1 protein-coding gene is annotated in these 22,426 nt (G+C 70.2%); it reads right to left on the reverse strand.

Annotation, left to right across the window (positions count from 1 at the left end):
- Nucleotides 1–109: 109 nt before the first annotated feature.
- The gene (locus tag ABZ826_RS31450) at nt 110–22,369 is read right to left on the reverse strand and encodes a hypothetical protein (protein ID WP_361455823.1); all 22,260 of its coding nucleotides are present in this window, start codon (nt 22,367–22,369) and stop codon (nt 110–112) included.
- Nucleotides 22,370–22,426 lie beyond the last annotated feature (57 nt).

A 22,426-nucleotide genomic window follows, 5' to 3' on the forward strand; every position in this document is an offset into this window, starting at 1 on the left:
CTCAGGTCGATCGCGCCATCAGTCACCTGGGCGACCGCCGAGCCCGCCGCCCGCGGGTACGTCGTCCAGCGGTGTAGGCCGGCAGCCGCGTCGCCGCGACACTCCTCCACTACTCCTCCACCACGTCCGTGGGGCGCTGGGCCGCGCCCACCTCACCATCGGACGCATCGCCGTGCGACGCATCGCCGTCGGACGACGACATCTCGCCCGACGAACCGGACGAACCGGAGGCCCCGGCCTGAGCCTGCGCCCCGCTCTCCTGGAGCCGGACGTCCTGGCCCGCCGGGGACGGACCCGCCCCCAGCCGGCGCGCAAGTCGCTGTTCCTCCGTGCCGATCCAATGCTCGCCGTTGTCGCGGGCTTCCTGCGACAGCTGTGCGGCGAGTCGTTCGGCGCCGTCGCGTCCGGCAGTCAACAGCGCTCGGCCCACCGCGCGTTCGGCCGCGGCTGCTAGCTCCCGGCGGCGCGCCGGCTCCTCGTCCATCCCGATCACGGGCGGCCACCGCAGCACACCCGATGTCAGTCGGCGCAGCCCCGCGAAGTCGTCTTCCAGCAGCCCTCTCGCCAGGGCGTGCGACGCCAGGCCGTATGCGCGCGCAAGCTCTCCAAGGGCCCACGGCACGGCCTCAATCCGCTCGGCAAGCTTCACCAGCGCGGCGCGGGCGTTGTCCATGTCCAGTTGGTGCGCCAGCTCCAGCAGCCCGTGCACGTCGAACCACGCGTGGCCGGTCAGCCTCTCGATCTGTTCCACCGACACCCCCATCTGCTCCGCCCGCCACCGATGGACATCGTCGCGGGTCGCCTCTCCCCCTACGTCCTCCAAGTCATCGACGGACAGTCCTCGGTCGTGGAGGTAGGTCAGAAACTCCCGAAGGCCGGCGATGGCGTCCGAATCGCCAAGTAGGAGACTGCCGATGTCGAAACCGAAACCCTCCAGGTAAGGCTCCAGCCGCTCCTCCTGCCAGCTCTGCGGGCTCAGTCCCTCGCCCAGCGCGGTCAGCAGGCTGCTGCGCAACCACCCGCCGAGCAAACGGTAATCCGCCGGCTCCAGCCCGAGCATGTCGCTCAGTCGGAGCAAGAAGGGTCCGAGGGCCGGCGGCACGTCCAGTTGCTGCGCCACCGCACGGATCTCCTCGGCGGGCAGCTGCCCGGTGGGGATGCTCAGCGCGAACAGGTCCGGTACGGCGTCGTCTCCCGCCCAGATCTCGTCCGCGAACTCGGCCAGCTGCTGAAGCGTCGGACCGCCGGCCGTCACCAACACGTACTCCGTGGGATCGACGCCCAGCCGCTGGGAGATCCATTCGCGGATACCGTCCATGACGGCCCGCTCGCCGGTCGCGACCTGCTCCATCTGCTGGACGGCCTGGCCGCGCTCGTGCTCGTACTCCTCTGCCGCGCGGTCCACCGCCTCCAGTACGTCGACGAAATCCAGCTGTCGGAGGCTGTCCAGGCCCCGCTCACGGCGGAAGTCACCCCACTCAAGCAGCGCGAACACCTGCGAGGGAGCCAGCCAACGGTCGTTCCAGGCCCGTGAAGCCGCGCTGCCGGGCCCCGCGAAGGTGGGGTCGGACACCAGCCGGTACAGCCACGCACGGTCCTGCGAGGTGCGCGCGCCCAGCAGCCATGCCGCGTCCCCGAGCAGGTGCCTGGCCTCCTCGGCGCGGCTCACGTCGAAGGTCGTCAGGAAGTGCCGTAGCGCCGCGCCCTCGTCCGCGAGCGACGACGGCCGCAGCGACCAGTGGACGGCCGAGGAATCCTGAGTGTCACCGCTCTCCACCAGCCGGCGCAGCTGTTCGGCGATCTGGTCGGCCGCCCAGGATGGGGCGTCTCCCACGGAGAGCGGCCGGAAGATGCGGACCAGTTCCTGCGGCTCGGCGAGCTGGTGCAGTACGTCCAGCCGGACGGGGACGAGCTCGAGCACCCGGAACAAGTCTTCGATGTCCGCCAGCCCCAGGGCCCGTGCGGACTCCCACGCGGTGACCGGCGATTCCTCGCCCGTCAGCGCGAGGAGGTTCAGCAGATCCCCCATGCGCTCCAGGCCCAACCCCTCGCCTGGCGTCTCCGGATCCTCGATGCCCAACCGCTCGCGCAGCGTCTCCAGATGCCAGATCTCGTCGGCGCTCAGGCGCATGAGCCGGTCCTCCGGTACGTTCCAGGCACGGGCCGCCCAGCCGCGCAGCGGCGGTGCCGCCGACTCGCCCGGGCCGCTGTAGGGCGGCGGTTGCACACCCTCGCGCGTACGCATCTCTGGGACGAGGTCCGCGTACCTCGGCGTTGGCTGGTAGGGCGCGGCGGCCGTTTCTTCTGTGTCCGGCTGCGTCACCGCCGCTTCCATACCGCCGTCGCTGTGCTGCGGTGCCGTCGTACCCGCGTTCGCGCCCTCGTACGTGGACAGCCACGCGGTCACCAGCTCGTTGGCGTGCTGGGGCGTCAGCCGGCTCCAGAGGATGCGCCGCACCCCTGCGTGGTCCCCCGCGTCCTGCAAGGCGTCGACGTCCTCCTGGAGGTTGTGGGGAAGGTTCGCGTGCGCTTGCTCTCGTAGATGCTGGTCGAGTGCGCCGAGCGCATGCGTATCGGTCCGTACCTGCGGCCGGGCACCCAGAGTCGTGAAGATCTCCCGGAAGAGTTCCGTCCGCGCGGGCGGCTCGTGACGCAGCGCTCCGAGGGAGAGGCCGAAGGCACTCAGGAACTGGTCGGCACGCAAGTAGCGCAGCGAGCCGAGGGCCTGCCTGGGCACATGGGGGGTCCCGTGCGGCTCGGCGCCCCAGTCGGCGTCGGACGCTGCGGGGAACTGCTCGATGAGCCGGCCGAAGCCCGCCCAGTCGGCGGGGCCCTGCAGCCCGAGTCGGCGCCACTGAGCCTGCATGAGGTCGACCCAGCGCTCCGGCACGGTCCAGTCCGTGGATTCCAACTGGTTCGCCGCCCTGCGCCACTCGTGCAGTACGGCCACATCGCGCGGGAACAGGCGCGCCAGGTCCGCCAGGTCCACGCGCAGCCGGTCCGCGGCCAGGCGCAGCGTCGATCCGGTGAACGGGGCGGCCATCAGCGTCTCGGCGAGCATGCGGTTCGCCTCGGCGGGGACGGGCCGCTGGGCCAGCCACTCGGTGACGTACGCGCCGAGGGCATCGCGGTCCTGCTGGTTGCCTTCTGCGAGGCCCCGCAGCGCCTCCAGCGACGATGGGCGTGCCTCCGCGTGACGCCGGAAGGACGCCAGGTCGCCCAGGCCCAGGTGGACGTCACGGCCCGCGAACCACCCCAGGTCCTCCGGCTGGAAGCCCACCGCGGCAAGCCGGCTGCGCAGGGCGAACGCACCCAGCTCGACCCGCTCCTCGCGGGGCACATTCCCCAGCCACGACAGCTCGCCGACCGCCGTCGCCAGGTGCTCGGGCAGCACCCCCAGGCGATCCGACAGTTCGAGGACCTCCGCCGGTCCCACCTGCCAGGTGTCGACCAGGTCCACGACCGCATGGGGGAACTGTCCCGACGCCGCCACGTGGTTCACCAGCGCAGCGGTCTGCGCGGCGTCCAACCGCCACCGGAACGCCTGCCCGATCAGTCCGGCGACGTTCACCGAACTCGGCAGCGTGTAAGGCGGCTCAAGGCCCTGCCGCCAGCCGGTCATGATCCGGCTGAACGCCTCCCGTTCGTCGACCGGACTGGTCAAGTAGGGCGCTCCGACGTCACGCACCGACGCGACGAAGCGCCTGAACCCCTCGCCCTGCGACCCCGCCTCCTCGACGCGGGCCGCCAGCTCACGGAACCAGGAGATGTCCCGGACGAACCACAGACCGTGCTGCCGTACGTGCGAGGACGCCCGCTCCCCCGCGCCGTCTACGCCGTAGTGCTGGACGAGATCGCCGAGCTGGGCCGGGTCGAAGAAGGCCAGGGGACTCAGGTCCTCACCAACGCCGGTGAGCACGATCAGATCGGTCGCTTCATCGGGACTGACATCGAGCCGCTCGGCCAGCTCCTCCTCAGTCTGCGGAACCTGGGGGGCGTCGTCGGTCGCCTCAGCCCAGACGGGCTCGTGGCGCAGCGTCCCCAGGTCGAGCCGGAGAACGTGCTGCTCCTCGAACGCCGCACTCTCCGCCTCGTCTGCCCTGTTCCGTTCGTCCAGCCACCCCCTGACCAGCTCACGGGCGTCCGCCGCACCGGATCGCAGCTCCTCCAACGCGGACCCGTTCTCCTGCACGAAACGCCGGAAACCGCGGAGGTCCTGCGGGCGCAGCTGCAACCCGGATCCCGTGAACCATCCAAGGTCCCGCGGGACGAATCCGGCCTCCGCCAGGCGCCGGCGCAGCATGTCTTCGCCTTGCGATGCCTGCTCCGCCGGCGGGACACCGTCCAGCAGCCCCGACAGCTCGTCCGACACCATCACCAGATGCTCCGGCGGCACACCCAGCCCCTGCGCCAGCGCAAAGACCTGGTCAGGGCCAATCCCCAAGCCCTGGGCCAGGCCGACGACCTCTTCGGGGAAGCGCTCCAGCGTCTGAACGTGTTCCACCAGCCTCCGGACCTGCCCCGCATCAAGCTCCCAATGGACCGCCACGTCCATCACTGCGTCGACGTCCACACCGTCCGGCAGCGGGTGCTCGGCGAAGACCCGCGCCACGTCACGGCCCATCCCCCGGAGCTCGGCGGTCACCCAGTCCTCCCCGGTGACGTCACTCGTGGTCGAAGCGGCATCAACGTCACTCATCGTCGAAGCGGCGTCGTGCCAGACCTCCTCGGTGAGGTCGCTCGTCGTCGAAGCGGCGTCGTCGGAAGCGGAGCCCGACCCGGCCGCGGATCCCGAGCCCGAGCCCGCCCCCGAAGCAGAGCCCGAGCCTGACGCAGATCCCGAGCCCGAGCCCGAGCCCGAATTCAGGAAGCGGTCGGCGCCGCCCGGTGTGCGGGCCAGCCGCTGTTCCTCCGTGCCGATCCAATGCTCGCCGTTGTCGCGGGCTTGCCGCGACAGCTGCGCGGCCAGTCGTTCGGCGGCAACGCGTCCGGAAGTCAGCCCCACCCGGCCCACCGCGTCCAAGGCCTGGGCGTGGAGTTCCCGGCGGCGCACGAACTCCTCCTCCATACCGATGACCGGCGGCCACTGCAGCGCGCTGGAACCCAGCCAGCCCTGCACCTCCTCAGTCTCGCGCAGCGCCCATCGCACAATTTCCCGCGGTGCCGTCCCGGTGTAGGTGCCGACGATTTCCACGAGACCCCACGGCATGGCCTGCAACCGCTCGGAGAGCTCGACGAGTTCCGTCAGGTCCTCGCCCACCCCGAGGCTCTCTCCCAGCTGCCGGAGCCAGTACGCGTCGAACCACGGCTCCCGCGCCAACGCCTCGTACCGTTCCGGCGACATCCCGAGCTGCTCGGCCCGCCACGTGCGCAGGAACTCGCCGTCAGGGGCCTGACCGTGAAGGAAGGACTCCCACATCCCACGCCGCTGGTCCGGAGTGAGATCGCCGTAGGCGCCCGGTGCGGCGATACCGCTCGTCACCAGCCCGGACCGCACACGCTCACCCAGGTCCGGCAATTCGTCGATGTTCAGCCCCAGCCCGTCCAGCCGCTCCAGCAGCCCCTGCACGAACCGCGTCTCAGGCTCGGATGCGTCCTCCAAGGCAACGGCATCAATGCCCTGGTCCTCCAGGAACGGCAGGAGGACCTCCTCCATCCAGGTCTGCGGCCCCTGCCCGCCGCGCAGTCTGTTCAGCAAGGACCCGCGCATCACCCGCAGGAGGTGCAGCTGCCCCGATTCCAGCCCCAGGAAGGTGGCCACCTCGAGCAGGAACGGTCCCATGGACGGCGCAAGCCCGGCCCCCTCTGCCGCCGCCCGCATCTCAACCTCGGGCAGGCGTCTCAGTTCCATTACGAGTTCGGCCAGATTCACCAGGTCGCTGGTGCCGACCTGATGGAGCGGCACACCGTCGGAGCCGAGCCCCGGGACGTCGAGGTCCACCCGCTCCATGCTGATGGCACGCAGGTAGCCCACCATCTGAACCGGCGTCACACCAAATTCACGAAGCTGATGGTATTCCACGACGCGAAGGTCCATCATGCCGGCCACCCACGCTTCGAGGTCGTCCAGCACCCTGGACGGGTCAGGGCGCTGCCCCGGCTCCGCCCAGACCGTCTGGCCCTGTGCCCTCTCCGGTGCGAACTGCTCGTCCTGCTCGAACCGCCCGGCAAGGTCGGTCAGATACCTGACGGCGGCCTCGGGCTCCATGCCACGCAGCCGCGACAGCGTCCGCCCACTCCCGAACGGACCTCCGGCCCGGATATCGGCCCAGTGCAGGACCTGGACCAGCCGGACAGGCACCAGCCAGGGCACGTGCGGCCCAGTGGGGCCGCCGAAGCCACGTTCGCCGAACGCAACCGCCGTGCGATACAGCCAATCGCGCCCGCCCGAACCCAGCGCACCCACGACAGCGGCCGCATCAGCGAACAGAACCTCAACAGGCCGGCCCATCGGCACATCGAAGACCGCCCGGAAGCGTCCGCTGCTCACCCGCTCGAAGAAGCGGTGGAAGCCCTCCGCCGTTTCCGCGGCGCCGGGGCCGACCGGAAGGTCCTCATGGACGGCCCTTCCCATGGTGTGCTCGAACTCCCCGGCCAAGTCCTCAACAGTTCCCAACGCGGTCACGAAGCTCATCTCGCGCAGGTCCGACACTCTGCGCCCGCCACCGAGGTACTCACGCAGGCCGCTGGGGTTGGCGGCGTAGTGCAGCACCGCGAGAAGCTGCGCCGGAGCCAGCCGGCGACCTGTCCACGACTGCTCACGCAGATCACCAGACCCCGCAACAGCCGGATCGGAAGCGAAACGGAAGAACCAGGCACGATCCTCTGGCGTGTCCGCGCCCGCTATCCGGGCCACATCCCGCAACAGCTCCGCAGTGACCTCGTCGTCCGGCAGGCCAAAGGCAACACGGAACGCTTCCACCGCCTCGCCCTCGTCACCCAGCAGCTCAGGACGCAACGACCAATGGACCTCATCCAGCAGATCCGACCAGTGGACCTCCTCCAGCAGATCCGCAGCCACGGTATCCGGCACCCGCTGGACCTCCGCAGCCCCCGGCTCCTGCGGCCGGTTCTCCACCAGGGCACGCAAACGGTCCGCGACCCGCTCGACCACACGGTCACGCCCCCGCTCCTCCGCGTCGTTGAGCGGCCGGAATACCTCGACCAGCTCACGCTGCACGGCCGGCCGGTGCAGCTCACCCAGCCGGACCGGAAAACGCTCCAGCACCCGGTACAGGTCCATGACGTCCCTGAGCCCCAGGACGTGCGCGGCCTCCTCCAGATCGGCGACCGACGGCACCTCCTCCATTCCCGCCACCACGCTCAGCAGGTTCTCCATCTGCTCGACCTGCTCGACGTCCAGCCGCCGCCGCAGCGCCTCCAGCGACCTGATCTCGTGGGCACTGAAATCCGCGACCCGCGCCCCCTCAACCCCCCACACACGAACCGCCCAGTCCCGCACCGCCGCCGGAGCAGGGACACGAACGGGCTTCGGATAGGCCGGCGGTGGACCACTCGGTTCCGACCCCGACCCCACCAGCGACTCCGGCTCCGACAGCGGTGCAGACTGCACCGACGCATGGGACGGGAGCCGCCCGGCCTCGGCATCATGTTCCGAGAAGTCAGGCGGCCCGTCCAGCGCGGCCCGCACACGGGGCGCGCTGTCCGTGTACGGCTCGGAGTCATCAAGGGCACCCTGGCGCTCCGCATACGCCTGCGCCCACGCACCCACCACCGGCCCCAACTGCCGGGCCGCGAGCTCATAGCTCCGCCAGCGCCATACGGTGCGTCGGTCCTGGCGCTCCAACCATTCACGGCGCTCCCGCTGCGCGTTGTCGAGCACCTCCGCGTAGAGGCGCGATTGGAGGTCGCGGAGTGCGCGCGGGTCGCTGCGCACCCCGGGCAGCTCCGACAACTTCGCCAACTCCGCGAAGAGGTGGTTCATCACCCCGGCCCACACGGGCCAGTCGCGCAGCGTCGCCAGTTTGAGCCGGAAGCTCCTCAGGAACTGATCGAGCGGCAGGTAACGGGCCGAACCAAGACCCAGATCAGGCTCAGCCCGCGAAGCCGAACCCTCCTGACCCTGCCTGGTGGCGAAGAGATCCGGGCAAGCCCTGATCAGGCGAGCGAAAGCCGCCCAGTCCTCAGCCGTGCGCAGCCCGAGCACATCGAACTGCGACCTCATGAACTCGACCCAGCTCTCCGACACCCTCCAACTCTCGTTGTGCTGCAGACCCGCCCTCGAGCGCTCCCTATACAGCGCGGCAATGTCCCGCGGGAACAACAGCGCCAAGCCCCAGGCACCCACGCCCAGCCCCTGCGCGGCCGCCCTCAGCGTCGGCCCCATGATGTGCTCGTCGGATTCGGACACCAGGGCCTCAGCCCGCGCCCGGTGCTCCCCGAACGCCACACCCGCCGCCACAACCTCCCTGTTCCGTTCGTCCAGCCATTCCCTGACCAGCCCATCGGCATCCGCCGCACCGGACCGCAGCTCCTCCAATGCGGACCGGTTCTCCCGCACGAAACGCCGGAAACCGACAAGATCCTGCGCGCGCAGCTGCAAACCGGATCCCGCGAACCATTCCAGGTCACGCGGAACGAATCCCGCCTCCGCCAGAAGCTGGCGCAGCGCGTGTGCGCCGCGCGCTACCTGCTCCGCCGACGGGACACTGCCCAGCCACGACAGCTCGTCCGACACCACCACCAGATGCTCCGGCCACACACCCAGCCGTCGCGCCAGCTCGAAGACCTGGTTGGGGCCAACGCGCAACGCCTGGGTCAGGCCGACGACCTCGGCGGGAAAGCGCCCCAGCTCCCGAACGTGCGCCACCAGCGTCGCGGCCTGCCCCACATCGAGCCGCCAGCCTTGCGCCAACTCCATCACTGCGCCGACGTCCACATTGACCGGCAACTCGGCGAATTCCCGCGCCACTTCGTCGTCCATGTCGAGGGCGTAGGCCGTCTCCCAGACCACCTCGGCGGCGTCGGACGAGCCCGACGCAGATTCCGAGTCTGCCCTGCTCCGTGCCTCCAGCCACCCCCTGACCAGCACACCGGCATCCACCGCACCGGACCGCAGATCATCCAACGCGGACCCGCTCTCCTGCACGAAACTCCGGAAGCCGACAAGATCCTGCGCGCGCAGCTGCACGTCGAATTCCGCGAACCATTCCAGGTCACGCGGAACGAATCCCGCCTCCGCCAGAAGCTGGCGCAGCGCGTGTGCGCCGCGCGCTACCTGCTCCGCCGACGGGACACTGCCCAGCCACGACAGCTCGTCCGACACCACCACCAGATGCTCCGGCCACACACCCAGCCGTCGCGCCAGCTCGAAGACCTGGTTGGGGCCAACGCGCAACGCCTGGGTCAGGCCGACGACCTCGGCGGGAAAGCGCCCCAGCACCTGAACGTGCGCCACCAGCGTCGCGGCCTGCCCCACATCGAACCGCCAGCCTTGCGCCAACTCCATCACTGCGCCGACATCCACACGCGTCGGCAACTCGGCGAATTCCCGCGCCACTGCGTTGTCCATGCCGAGGCGGGAGGCGGTCCACCTGACCACCTCGGCGGCGTCGGACGAGCCCGACGCAGATTCCGAGTCTGCCCTGCTCCGTGCCTCCAGCCACCCCCTGACCAGCCCACCGGCGTCCGCCGTACCGGACCGCAGATCATCCAACGCGGACCCGCTCTCCTGCACGAAACTCCGGAAGCCGACAAGATCCTGCGGGCGCAGCTGCAAACCGGATCCCGCGAACCATCCAAGGTCCTCCGGGACGAATCCCGCCTCCACCAGGCGCCGGCGCAGCGCGTGTGCGCCACGCTCTACCTGCTCCGCCGACGGGACACTGCCCAGCCACGACAGCTCGTCCGACACCACCACCAGATGCTCCGGCCACACACCCAGCCGTCGCGCCAGCTCGAAGACCTGGTTGGGGCCAACCCCCAAGGTCTCGCTCAGGCCGACGACCTCGGCGGGAAAGCGCCCCAGCACCTGAACGTGCGCCACCAGCGTCGCGGCCTGCCCCACATCGAACCGCCAGCCTTGCGCCAACTCCATCACTGCGCCGACATCCACACGCGTCGGCAACTCGGCGAATTCCCGCGCCACTGCGTTGTCCATGCCGAGGCGGGAGGCGGTCCACCTGACCACCTCGGCGGCGTCGGACGAGCCCGACGCAGATTCCGAGCCCGACGCAGATCCCGAGCCCGAGCCCGATCCCGAATTCAGGAACTGGTCGGCGCCGCCCGGTGTGCGGGCCCGTCGCTGTTCCTCCGTGCCGATCCACTGCTCGCCACTGTCGCGGGCTTCCCGCGACAGCTGCGCCGCCAGTCGTTCAGCGGCACCGCGTCCGGAAGTCAACCTCGCCCGGCCCACCGCATCCACGGCCTGGGCGTGGAGTTCCCGGCGGCGGACGGACTCACCGTCCGTACCCATGACCGGCGGCCACCGCAGCACACCAGAACCCAGCATGCGCTGCACCTGCTCGGTCCCGCCCAGCACCCTGTACACCACTTCCTGCGGTGGCGTCTCGGGATAGGTGCCGACAATTTCCACGAGACCCCACGGCATGGCCTGCAACCGTTCGGCGAGCTCGACGAGTTCCCTCAGGTCCTCGCCCACCCCGAGGCTCTCTCCCAGCTCCCGGAGCCAGTACGCGTCGAACCACGACTGCCCCACCAGCGCGTCATACCGTTCCAGCGACACACCGAGCTGCTCGGCCCGCCACGTGCGCACGAACTCGCCGTCAGGGGCCTGACCGTCAACGAAGGACTCCCACATCCCACGACGCTGGCCCGGAGTGAGATCGCCGTAGGCACCCGGTGCGACGACACCGCTCGTCACCGGCCCGGCCAGCACACGCTCGCCCAGGCCCGGCAGTTCGTCGATGTTCAGCCCCAGCCCGTGCAGCCGCTCCAACAACACCCGCACGAACCGCGCCTCAGGCCCGGATCCGTCGTACAAGGCAGCGACACTGATGCCCTGGTCCTCCAGGAACGGACGGAGGACCTCCTCCAACCAGGTCTGCGGCCCCTGCCCGCGGCGCAGGCCGTTCAGCAAGGGACCGCGCACCACCCGCAGGAGGGGGAACTGCCCCGGTTCCAGCCGCAGGATGTTGGCCAGCCGGAGCAGGAACGGTCCCATCGACGGCGCAAGCCCAGCCCCCTCTGCAGCCGCCCGCATCTCGCCGTCAGGCAGGCATTCCAGGACGATTGCCATGTGGGCTATATCCATCAGATCGGCGGTGCCGACCTGATGGATCGGCACGTTGTCGGCGCCGAGCCCCGGGCCGTCGAGGTCCACCCGCTCCATGCTGACGGCACGCAGGTGGCCCATCATCTGAACCGGCGTCACATCTTCACGAAGCCCGCGGTATGCAACGGCTTCGAGGCCCATCAGGCCGAACACCCACGCTTCGAGGTCGTCCAGCACCCTGGACGGGTCAGGGCGCTGCCCCGGCTCCGACCAGACCGTCCCGCCCTGTTCCCCCTCCTGTGCGAACTGCTCGTCCTGCTCGAACTGTCCGGCGAGGTCGGTCAGATGCCTGACGACGGCCTCGGGCTCCATGCCACGCAGCCGCGACAGCGTCCGCCCGCTCCCGATCGGCCCTCCGGCCCGGGTATCGGCCCAGTGCAGGACCTGGATCAGCCGGGCAGGCGCCAGCCAGCGCACGTGCGGCCCAGGACCGCCGAAGCCGCGCTCACCGAACACGACGGCCGTGCGATACAGCAATTCCAGCCCGCCCGGGGTCAGCACACCCGCAACAGCCGCCGCATCGGCGAACAACTCCTCCAAGAGCAAGTTCTCCGGCATCTCGAAGACTGTCCGGAAACGTGCGCTGCTCAGACGCTCGAAGAAGTCGTGGAAGCCCTCCACCGCTTCCTCGGCGCCGGAGCCGACCGGAAGGTCCACATGAACGGCCCTTTCCATGAAGTTCTCGAACTCCCCGACCAAGTCGTCCAGAGCACCCAGCGCGTTCTCGAAGCCCATCTCACGCAAGTCCGACACGCGGCGCCCGCCACCGAGGTAGTCACGCAGGCCGCCGGGGTTGGCGGCGTAGTCCAGCACCACAAGGAGCTGCGCCGGAGCCAGCCAGTGCCCCGTCCACGACTGCTCACGCAGATCACCAGGCCCCGCAACAGCCGGATCGGAAGCGAAACGGAAGAACCAGGCACGGTCCTCAGGCGTGTCCGCGCCCGCCACCCGGGCCACATCCCGCAACAACGCCCCAGTGACCTCACCATCCGGCAGACCAAAAGCAACACGGAACGCTTCCACCGCCCCACCCTCGTCACCCAGCAAGTCAGGACGCAGCGACCAGTGGACCTCATCCAGCACGAGCAGGTCCGCAGCCACGGTGTCCGGCACGCGCTGAACCGCCGCATCCCCTGCCAACCCGCCCAGCACCTGCTCGACCTCCATGTCCCCTGCCGACCCGCCCGGCACGTGCTCGACCTCCATGTCCCCTGCCGACCCGCCCGGCACGTGCTCGACCTCCATGTCCCCTGCCGACCCGCCCGGCACGTGCTCGACCTCCATGTCCCCTGCCGACCCACCCGGGGCGGCCTCTGCGGCGAACACCTGACCCGGCTCGCTGGACAGGCCGGTCCCGCCGGTGGGCCCGGACCCGTGCTGCGGCCGGTTCTGTACCAGGTCACGCAAACGGTTCGCGACCTGCTCGACCACGCGGTTACGCTCCGGCGCCCCCGCGCCGTTGAGCGGCAGGAACACATCGGCCAGCTCACTCTGCCCGGCCAGCCAGTACAGCTCGTCCATCCGGGCCGGAAAACGCTCCAGCACCCGGTACAGGTCCATGACGTCTGTGATCCCCAGGACGCGCGCGACATCCACCAGCGCGGAGACCGACGGCACCTCCCCCATCCCCGCCACCACACTCAGCAGGTTCTCCATCTGCCCAACGTTTAGCCGCTGCCGCAGCGCCTCCAGCGACCCGACCTCGTCGACACTGAACCCCTCGACCTGCTCCCGCGAAACCCCCCACACGCGGACCGCCCAGTCCAACGCCGGAGCAGGAACATCAACGCGCGCCCGGTAAGCCGGCGGTGGATCACTCGGTTCCGACCCCGATCCCGACAGCGACTCCGACAGCGGTGCAGGCTGCATCGACGCCTGGGACGGGAGCGGCCCGGCCTCGGCGTCATGTTCCGAGTAGTCAGGCAGCCTTTCCAGCCCGTCCAGCGCGGCCCGTACACGGGGCGCGCTGTCCGTGTACGGCCCGGAGCCATCAGGGACACCCTGACGATCGGCATACGCCTGCGCCCACGCGCGCACCACCGGCCCCAACGGCCGGGCCGCGAGCTCATAACCCAACCAGCGGCTTACGGTGCGTCGTCGGTCCTGGCTACCCAACCGGGGCCCTGGCTGCACGCTGTCGGCCACCGCCTCCGCGATGAGGCGCCTGCGGAGGTCGCGGAGTGCGTGTGGGTCGCTGCGCAGCCCGGGCCACTCCGCCATCTCCACGAAGAGGCGGTTCATCACCCCGGCCCACACGGGCCTGTGGCGCAGCTCCACCAGGTCGAACATGTAGATGTGTCTCAGGAACTGGTTGAGCGGCAGGTAACGGGCCGAACCAAGGCCCGGATCGGGCACAGCCTGCGAACTCGAACCCTCCTGACCCTGCCCCGGCCTCGACCCGGTGGCAAAGAGGTCCGGGCAAGCCTCGATCAGGCCGGCGAAAGCCGCCCAGTCCTCAGCCGTGCGCAGCCCGAGCGCATCGAACTGCGACCTCATGGACTCGACCCAGCCCTCCGGCACCTCCCATCCCGCATTGTCCTGCAGACCCGCCCTCCAGCGCTCCCCATACAGCGTGGCAATGTCCTGCGGGAACAACAACGCCAGGTGCGCGGCATCCACGCCCAGCCGCTGCGCGGCCGCCCTCAGCGTCGGCGCCCTGCCCGCGTCGGACACCAGGGCCTCAGCCCGCGCCCGGTGCTCCCCAAACGCCACAACCGCCGCAGCGGCTGCCCCTCTCCGCGCCTCCAGCCACCCCCTGACCAGCACACGGGCATCCACCGCACCGGACCGCAGCCCCTCCAACGCGAACCCGTTCTCCAGCACGAAACGCCGGAAACCGCGGAGGTCCTCCCGGCGCAGCTGCACCCCGGATCCCGCGAACCATCCAAGGTCCTGGGCGCGGAATCCCGCCTCCGCCAGGCGCTGGCGCAGCACGTCTACGCCGCGCGCTACCTGCTCCGCCGGCGGGACACGGTCCAGCCCCGACAGCTCGTCCGACACCGTCACCAGATGCTCCGGCGGCGCACCCAGCCCTCCCGCCAGCTCGAAGACCTGGTTGGGGCCAACCCCCAACGCCTGGGTCAGGCCGATGACCTGGGCAGGGAAGCGCCCCAGCTCCCGAACGTGCGCCACCAGCGTCAAGGCCTGCTCCGCATCGAGCAGCCAGTGGTGCGCCCACCTCATCACGTTGGCGACGTCCACACCGTCCGGCAACGGATGCCCGGCGAAAACCGTCGCCACTTCGTGGTCCATGCCGAGGAAGACGGCGTTATCCCAGACCACCTCGGCGTCGACGGACGAGCCCGACGCAGTTCCCGAGCCCGAGCCGGAGCCCGACGCAGATCCCGAGCCGGAGCCCGCCCCCGAGCCCGAATTGAGGAACTGGTCGGCGCCGCCCGATGTGCGAGCCTGCCGCTGTTCCTCCGTGCCGATCCACTGCTCGCCGCGCTCGCGGGCTTGCCGCGACAGCTGCGCGGCCAGTCGTTCGGCGGCCGCGCGTCCGGAAGTCAGCCCCACCCGGCCCACCGCATCCACGGCCTGGGCGTGGAGTTCCCGGCGGCGGACGGACTCACCGTCCGTACCTATGACCGGCGGCCACCGCAGCACACCAGAACCCAGCATGCGCTGCACGTCCTCGGTCTCGCGCAGCGCCCTGTACACAAGTTCCCGCGGTGGCGTCTGGATGTAGGTGCCGACGATTTCCACGAGACCCCACGGCATAGCCCGCAACCGTTCGGCGAGCTCGACGAGTTCCCTCAGGTCCTCGCCCACCCCGAGGCTCTCTCCCAGCTCCCGGAGCCAGTACGCGTCGAACCACGACTGCCCCACCAGCGCGTCATACCGTTCCAGCGACACACCGAGCTGCTCGGCCCGCCACGTACGCACGAACTCGCCGTCAGGGGCCTGACCGTCAACGAAGGACCCCCACACCGCACGACGCTGGCCCGGAGTGAGATCGCCGTAGGCACCCGGTGCGACGACACCGCTCGTCACCGGCCCGGCCAGCACACGCTCGCCCAGGTCCGGCAGTTCGTCGATGTTCAGCCCCAGCCCGTGCAGCCGCTCCAACAACACCCGCACGAACCGCGCCTCAGGCCCGGATCCGTCGTACAAGGCAGCGACACTGATGCCCTGGTCCTCCAGGAACGGACGGAGGACCTCCTCCAACCAGGTCTGCGGCCCCTGCCCGCGGCGCAGGCCGTTCAGCAAGGGCCCGCGCACCACCCGCAGGAGGGGGAACTGCTCCTGTTCCAGCCGCAGGGCGTAGGCCAGCCGGACCAGGAACGGTCCCATGGACGGCGCAAGCCCGGCCGCCTCTGCCACCGCCCGCATCTCACCCTCAGGCAGGCGTCCCAGGGCCATGACGAGGTTGACCAGATCCATCAGGTCGCCGGTGCCGACCTGATGGAGCGGCACACCGTCGGCGCCGAGCCCCGGGACGTCGAGGTCCACCCGCTCCATGCTGATGGCACGCAGGTAGCCCACCATCTGAACCGGCGTCACACCAAATTCGCGAAGCTGATGGTATTCCACGTCGCTCAGGTCCATCAGGCCGGACACCCACGCTTCGAGGTCGTCCAGCACCCTGGACGGGTCAGGGCGCTGCCCCGGCTCCGACCAGACCGTCCCGCCCTGTTCCCCCTCCTGTGCGAACTGCTCGTCCTGCTCGAACTGTCCGGCGAGGTCGGTCAGATGCCTGACGGCGGCCTCGGGCTCCATGCCACGCAGCCGCGACAGCGTCCGCCCGCTCCCGATCGGCCCTCCGGCCCGGGTATCGGCCCAGTGCAGGACCTGGACCAGCCGGACAGGCGCCAGCCAGCGCACGTGCGGCCCGGTGGGGCCGCCGAAGCCGAGCTCACCGAACGCGACAGCCGTGCGATACAGCCAATCGCGCCCGCCCGGGGTCAGCGCACCCACGACAGCGGCCGCATCAGCGAACAGACCCTCAACGGGCCGGCCCATCGGCACGTCGAAGACCGCCCGGAAGCGTGCGCTGCTCAGACGCTCGAAGAAGCGGTGGAAGCCCTCCACCGTTTCCTCGGCGCCGGAGCCGACCGGAAGGTCCTCATGGACGGCCCTTTCCATGGAGTTCTCGAACTCCCCGGCCAAGTCGTCCAGAGCACCCAGCGCGTTCTCGAAGCCCATCTCACGCAAGTCCGACACGCGGCGCCCGCCACCGAGGTAGTCACGCAGGCCGCCGGGGTTGGCGGCGTAGTCCAGCACCACAAGGAGCTGCGCCGGAGCCAGCCAGTGCCCCGTCCACGACTGCTCACGCAGATCACCAGGCCCCGCAACAGCCGGATCGGAAGCGAAACGGAAGAGCCAGGCACGGTCCTCAGGCGTGTCCGCGCCCGCCACCCGGGCCACATCCCGCAACAGCGCCACAGTGACCTCACCATCCGGCAGACCAAAGGCAACACGGAACGCTTCCACCGCCCCACCCTCGTCACCCAGCAAGTCAGGACGCAGCGACCAGTGCTCCACGTCCAGCACGAGCAGGTCCGCAGCCACGGTGTCCGGCAGGTGCTGGACCCCCGCGTCCCCCGCCAACCCGCCCAGCACCTGCTCGACCTCCATGTCCCCTGCCGACCCGTCCGGTACGTGCTGGGACAGGGCCGACGGGGAGTCGCCGGCCCCTGCCACGGACACCTGACCCGAGTACTCCGGCGGCGCCACGTCGTCCGCGTAGCCCGGCAGCCCGTCCAGCGCGGCCCGTACGCGGGGCGCGCTGTCCGTGTACGGCTCGGAGTCATCAGGGACACCCTGACGATCGGCATACGCCTGCGCCCACTCGCGCACCACCGGCCCCAACGGCCGGACCGCGATCTCATAGCCCAACCAGCGGCTTTCGGCGTACCGGTCCTGGCGATCCAGCCATTCACGCAGCTCCGGCCGCACGTTGTCGTACACCTCCGCGAGGAGGTGGTCGCTGAGGTCTTGGAGTGCGCGCGGGTCGCTGCGCAGCCCGGGCAGCTCCGCCATCTCCGCGAAGATGCGGTTCATCGCCTCGACCCACACAGGCCAGTCGCGCAGCGCCGCCAGGTTGAGCCGGAAGTTCCTCAGGAACTGATTGAGCGGCCGGTAACGGGCCGAACCAAGGCCCAGATCGGGCACAGTCTGCGAACCCGAAGCCTCCTGCCCCTGCCCCTGCCCCTGCCACGACCCGGTGGCGAAGAGCTCCGGGCAGGCCTCGATCACACGGGGGAAAGCCGCCCAGTCCTCAGCGGTACGCAGCCCGAGCACATCGAACTGCAACCTCATGGACTCGACCCAGCCTTCCGGCACCTCCCAATCCACGTCGTCCTGCCGGCCCGCCCCGCGACGCTCCTGATACAGCGCGGCAATGTCCTGCGGGAACAACAACGCCAGGTGCGCGGCATCCACGCCCAGCCGCTGCGCGGCCGCCCTCAGCGTCGGCGCCCTGCCCGCGTCGGACACCAGGGCCTCAGCCCGCGCCCGGTGCTCCCCAAACGCCACACCCGCCGCAGCGGCTGCCCCTCTCCGCGCCTCCAGCCACCCCCTGACCAGCACACGGGCATCCACCGCACCGGACCGCAGCCCCTCCAACGCGAACGTGTTCTCCAGCACGAAACGCCGGAAACCGAGGAGGTCCTGCGGGCGCAGCTGCAGCCCGGATCCCGCGAACCATCCAAGGTCCTGCGCGCGGAATCCCGCCTCCTCCAGGTACTGGCGCAGCGCGTCTGCGCCGCGCGATGCCTGCTCCGCCGGCGGGACACGGTCCAGCCCCAGCAGCGCGCCCGGCACCATCACCAGATGCTCCGGCGACACATCCAGCAGCCCCGCCAGCTCGAAGACCTGGTTGGGGCCAACGCGCAACGCCTGCGTCAGGCCGACGACCTCGGCGGGGAAGCACCCCAGCTCCCGAACGTGCGCCACCAGCACCGCGGCCTGCTCCGCATCGAGCCCCCAATGGTGCGCCCACCCCATCACTTCGATGACGTCCACACCGACCGGCAACGAGCGCTCGGCGAAAACCGTCGCCACTTCGCGGTCCACGCCGAGGAAGACGGCGTTATCCCAGACCACCTTGGCGTCGACGGACGAGCCCGACTCCGACAGTGGTGCAGGCTGCATCGACGCATGGGACGGGAGCGGCCCGGCCTCGGCGTCATGTTCCGAGTAGTCCGGCGATGTCTCGTCCAGCGCGGCCCGTACGTGGGGGGCGATGTGCGTGTTTGGCCCGGAGCCGTCGGGGGCACCCTGACGATCGGCATACTCCTGCGCCCACGCGCGCACCACCGGCCCCAACGGCCGGCCCGCGAGTTCGTAGCCCAACCAGCGCAGTACGGTGCGTCCGTCCCTCCGATCCACCCATTCACGGAGCCCCGGCTGCACGTTGCCGGCCACCAGCTCCGCGACGAGGCGCCTGCTGAGGTCCTGGAGTGCGCGCGGGTCGCTGCGCAGCCCGGGCAGCTCCGCCATCTCCGCGAAGATGCGGTTCATCGCCTCGGCCCACACGGGCTCGCGACGCAGCGCCGCCAGGTCGTGCTGGAGGAAGTTCCTCAGGAACTGATCGAGCAGCCGGTAGCGGGCCGAACCAAGGCCCAGGTCGGGCACAGTCTGCGACCCCGAAGCCTCCTGCCCCTGCCCCGATCCGGTGGCGAAGAGCTCCGGGCAGGCCTCGACCAGACCGGCGAAAGCCGCCCAGTCGTCAGCGGTACGCAGCCCGAGCACATCGAACTGCGTATTCATGGACTCGACCCAGCCCTCCGGCACCTCCCAATCCACGTCGTGCTGCCGGCCCCCCCTTCCGCGCTCCCCATACAGCGTGGCAATGTCCTGCGGGAACAACAACGCCAGGTCCGCGGCATCCACGCCCAGCCGCTGCGCGGCCGCCCTCAGCGTCGGCGCCCTGCCCGCGTCGGACACCAGGGCCTCAGCCCGCGCCCGGTGCTCCCCAAACGCCACACCCGCCGCAGCGGCTGCCCCTCTCCGCGCCTCCAGCCACCCACTGACCAGCACACCGGCATCCACCGCACCGGACCGCAGCCCCTCCAACGTGAACCTGTTCTCCAGCACGAAACGCCGGAAACCGCGGAGGTCCTCCCGGCGCAGCTGCACCCCGGATCCCGCGAACCATCCAAGGTCCTGCGCGCGGAATCCCGCCTCCTCCAGGTACTGGCGCAGCGCGTCTGCGCCGCGCGATGCCTGCTCCGCCGGCGGGACACGGTCCAGCCCCGACAGCTCGTCCGACACCGTCACCAGATGCTCCGGCTCCACACCCAACCGTCCCGCCAGCGCGAAGACCTGGTTGGGCCCAACCCCCAAGACCTCGGTCAGGTCGACGACCTCGGCGGGGAAGCGCCCCAGCTCCCGAACATGCGCCACCAGCACCGCGGCCTGCTCCGCATCGAGCCGCCAGTCGCGCGCCAACTCCATCACTGCGGCAACGTCCACACCGACCGGCAACGGGTACTCGGCGAATTCCCGCGCCACTTCGTTGTTCATGCCGAGGAGGTAGGCGTTCTCCCAGACCACCTCGGCATCGTCGGACGAGCCCGACCCCGACGCAGATTCCGAGCCCGAGTCCGAGTCCGAATCGTAGGCCGGGGTGCCCAGGACCTGCGGTGAACCGCTCGGTTCCGACCGCGAGAGCGACGGCGACTCCGCCACCACGACCACCCCGCTCCGTTCGTCCAGCCACCTCCTGACCAACCCATCGGCATCCACCGCACCGGACCGCAGCCCCTCCAACGTGAACCTGTTCTCCAGCACGAAACGCCGGAAACCGCGGAGGTCCTCCCGGCGCAGCTGCACCCCGGATCCCGCGAACCATCCAAGGTCCTGCGCGCGGAATCCCGCCTCCTCCAGGTACTGGCGCAGCGCGTCTGCGCCGCGCGATGCCTGCTCCGCCGGCGGGACACGGTCCAGCCCCGACAGCTCGTCCGACACCGTCACCAGATGCTCCGGCTCCACACCCAACCGTCCCGCCAGCGCGAAGACCTGGTTGGGCCCAACCCCCAAGACCTGGGTCAGGTCGACGACCTCGGCGGGGAAGCGCCCCAGCTCCCGAACATGCGCCACCAGCACCGCGGCCTGCTCCGCATCGAGCCGCCAGTCGCGCGCCAACTCCATCACTGCGGCAACGTCCACACCGACCGGCAACGGGTACTCGGCGAATTCCCGCGCCACTTCGTTGTTCATGCCGAGGAGGTAGGCGTTCTCCCAGACCACCTCGGCATCGTCGGACGAGCCCGACCCCGACGCAGATTCCGAGCCCGAGTCCGAGTCCGAATCGTAGGCCGGCCCCGAGCCCGATCCCGCCCCCGATCCCGACGCAGATCCCGATCCCGAGCCCGAGCCCGAATTCAGGAACCGGTCGGCGCCGCCCGGTGTGCGGGCCCGCCGCTGTTCCTCCGTGCCGATCCACTGCTCACCGTTGTCGCGGGCTTCCCGCGACAGCTGCACGGCCAGTCGTTCAGCTGCACCGCGTCCGGAAGCCAACATCTCCCGGCCCACCGCCTCCGAGGCCCGGGCGTGGAGTCGCCGGCGGATGACGGACTCGTCGTCCGTGCCCAAGACCGGCGGCCACCGCAGCACACCAGAACCCAGCCAGCCCTGCACCTGCTCGGTCTCGCGCAGCGCCGTGTTCACAAGTTCCCGCGGTGGCGTCTCGGTGTAGGTGCCCACGAGTTCCACGAGACCCCACGGCATGGCCTGCAACCGTTCGGCGAGCTCGACGAGTTCCGTCAGGTCCTCGCCCACCCCGAGGCTCGCCCCCAGCTGTCGGAGCCAGTACGCGTCGAACCACGACTGCTCCACCAGCGCGTCATACCGTTCCGGCAACACCCCCAGCTGCCCGGCCCGCCAGGTACGCACGAACTCGCCGTCAGGGGCCTCACTGTAAAAGGAGGACCGCCACGTCAGACGCCGCTGGCTCGGAATGAGATTGCCGTAGGCGTCCGGTGCGACGATATTGCTCGTCGGCCCGGACAGCACACCCTCGCCCAGATACGGCAGTTCGTCGATGTTCAGCCCCAGCCCGTCGAGCCGCTCCAACAGCATCCGCACGAGCCGCGCCTCAGGCTCGGATCCTGCGCGCAAGGCCTCGGTATCGATGCCCTGGTCCGCCAGGAACGGCAGGAGAACGTCCTCCAGCCAGGTCTGCGGCCTCTGTCCGCCGCGCAGGCTGTTCAGCAAGGGCCCACGCACCACCCGCAGGAGGGGGAACTGCCCCGGCCCCAGCCGCAGGATGTTGGCCAGCCGGAGCAGGAACGGTCCCATGGACGGCGCAAGCCCGGCGCCCTCTGCCGCCGCCCGCATCTCGCCGTCAGGCAGGCGTCGCAGGGCGAGTACGAGGTGGACCAGATCCACCAGGTCGGCGGTGCCGACCCGGTGGAGCGGCACGACGTCGGCGCCGAGCCCCGGGACGTCGAGGTCCACGGGCTCCATGCTGATGGTGCGCAGGTAGCCCATCATCTGAACCGGCGTCACGCCAAATTCACGAAGCTGATGGTATGCCACGTCGCTGATGTCCATCATGCGGGACACCCACGCTTCGAGGTCGTCCAGCACCCTGGACGGGTCAGGGCGCTGCCCCGGCTCCGACCAGACCGTCTGGCCCTGTGCCCTCTCCGGTGCGAACTGCTCGTCCTGCTCGAACCGCCGGGCGAGATCGGTCAGATGCCTGACGGCGGCCTCGGGCTCCATGCCACGCAGCCGCAACAGCGTCCGCCCACTCCCGAACGGACCTCCGGCCCGGATATCGGCCCAGTGCAGGACCTGGACCAGCCGGACAGGCGCCAGCCAGGGCACGTGCGGCCCAGTGGGGCCACCGAAGCCACGTTCACCGAACGCAACCGCCGTGTGATACAGCCAATCGCGCCCGTCCGGGCTCAGCGCACCCGCGACAGCGGCCGCATCAGCGAACAGACCCTCAACAGGCCGGCCCATCGGCACATCGAAGAGCGTCCGGAAGCGTGCGCTGCTCACCCGCTCGAAGAAGTCGTGGAAGCCCCCCACCGTGCCCGCGGCACCGGAGCCGACCGGAAGGTCCTCATGGACGGCCCTTCCCGTAGCGACCCGGAACTCCCCGGCCAAGTCCTCCACAGCACCAAGCGCTTCCACAAAGGGCATCTCGCGCAGGTCCGACACGCTGCGCCCACCACCGAGGTACTGACGCAGGCCGCTGAAGTTGGCGTAGTGCAGCAC

The sequence above is a fragment of the Streptomyces sp. NPDC047515 genome (genome assembly GCF_040643055.1).
In the GTDB taxonomy this organism is placed as follows: Bacteria; Actinomycetota; Actinomycetes; order Streptomycetales; family Streptomycetaceae; genus Streptomyces.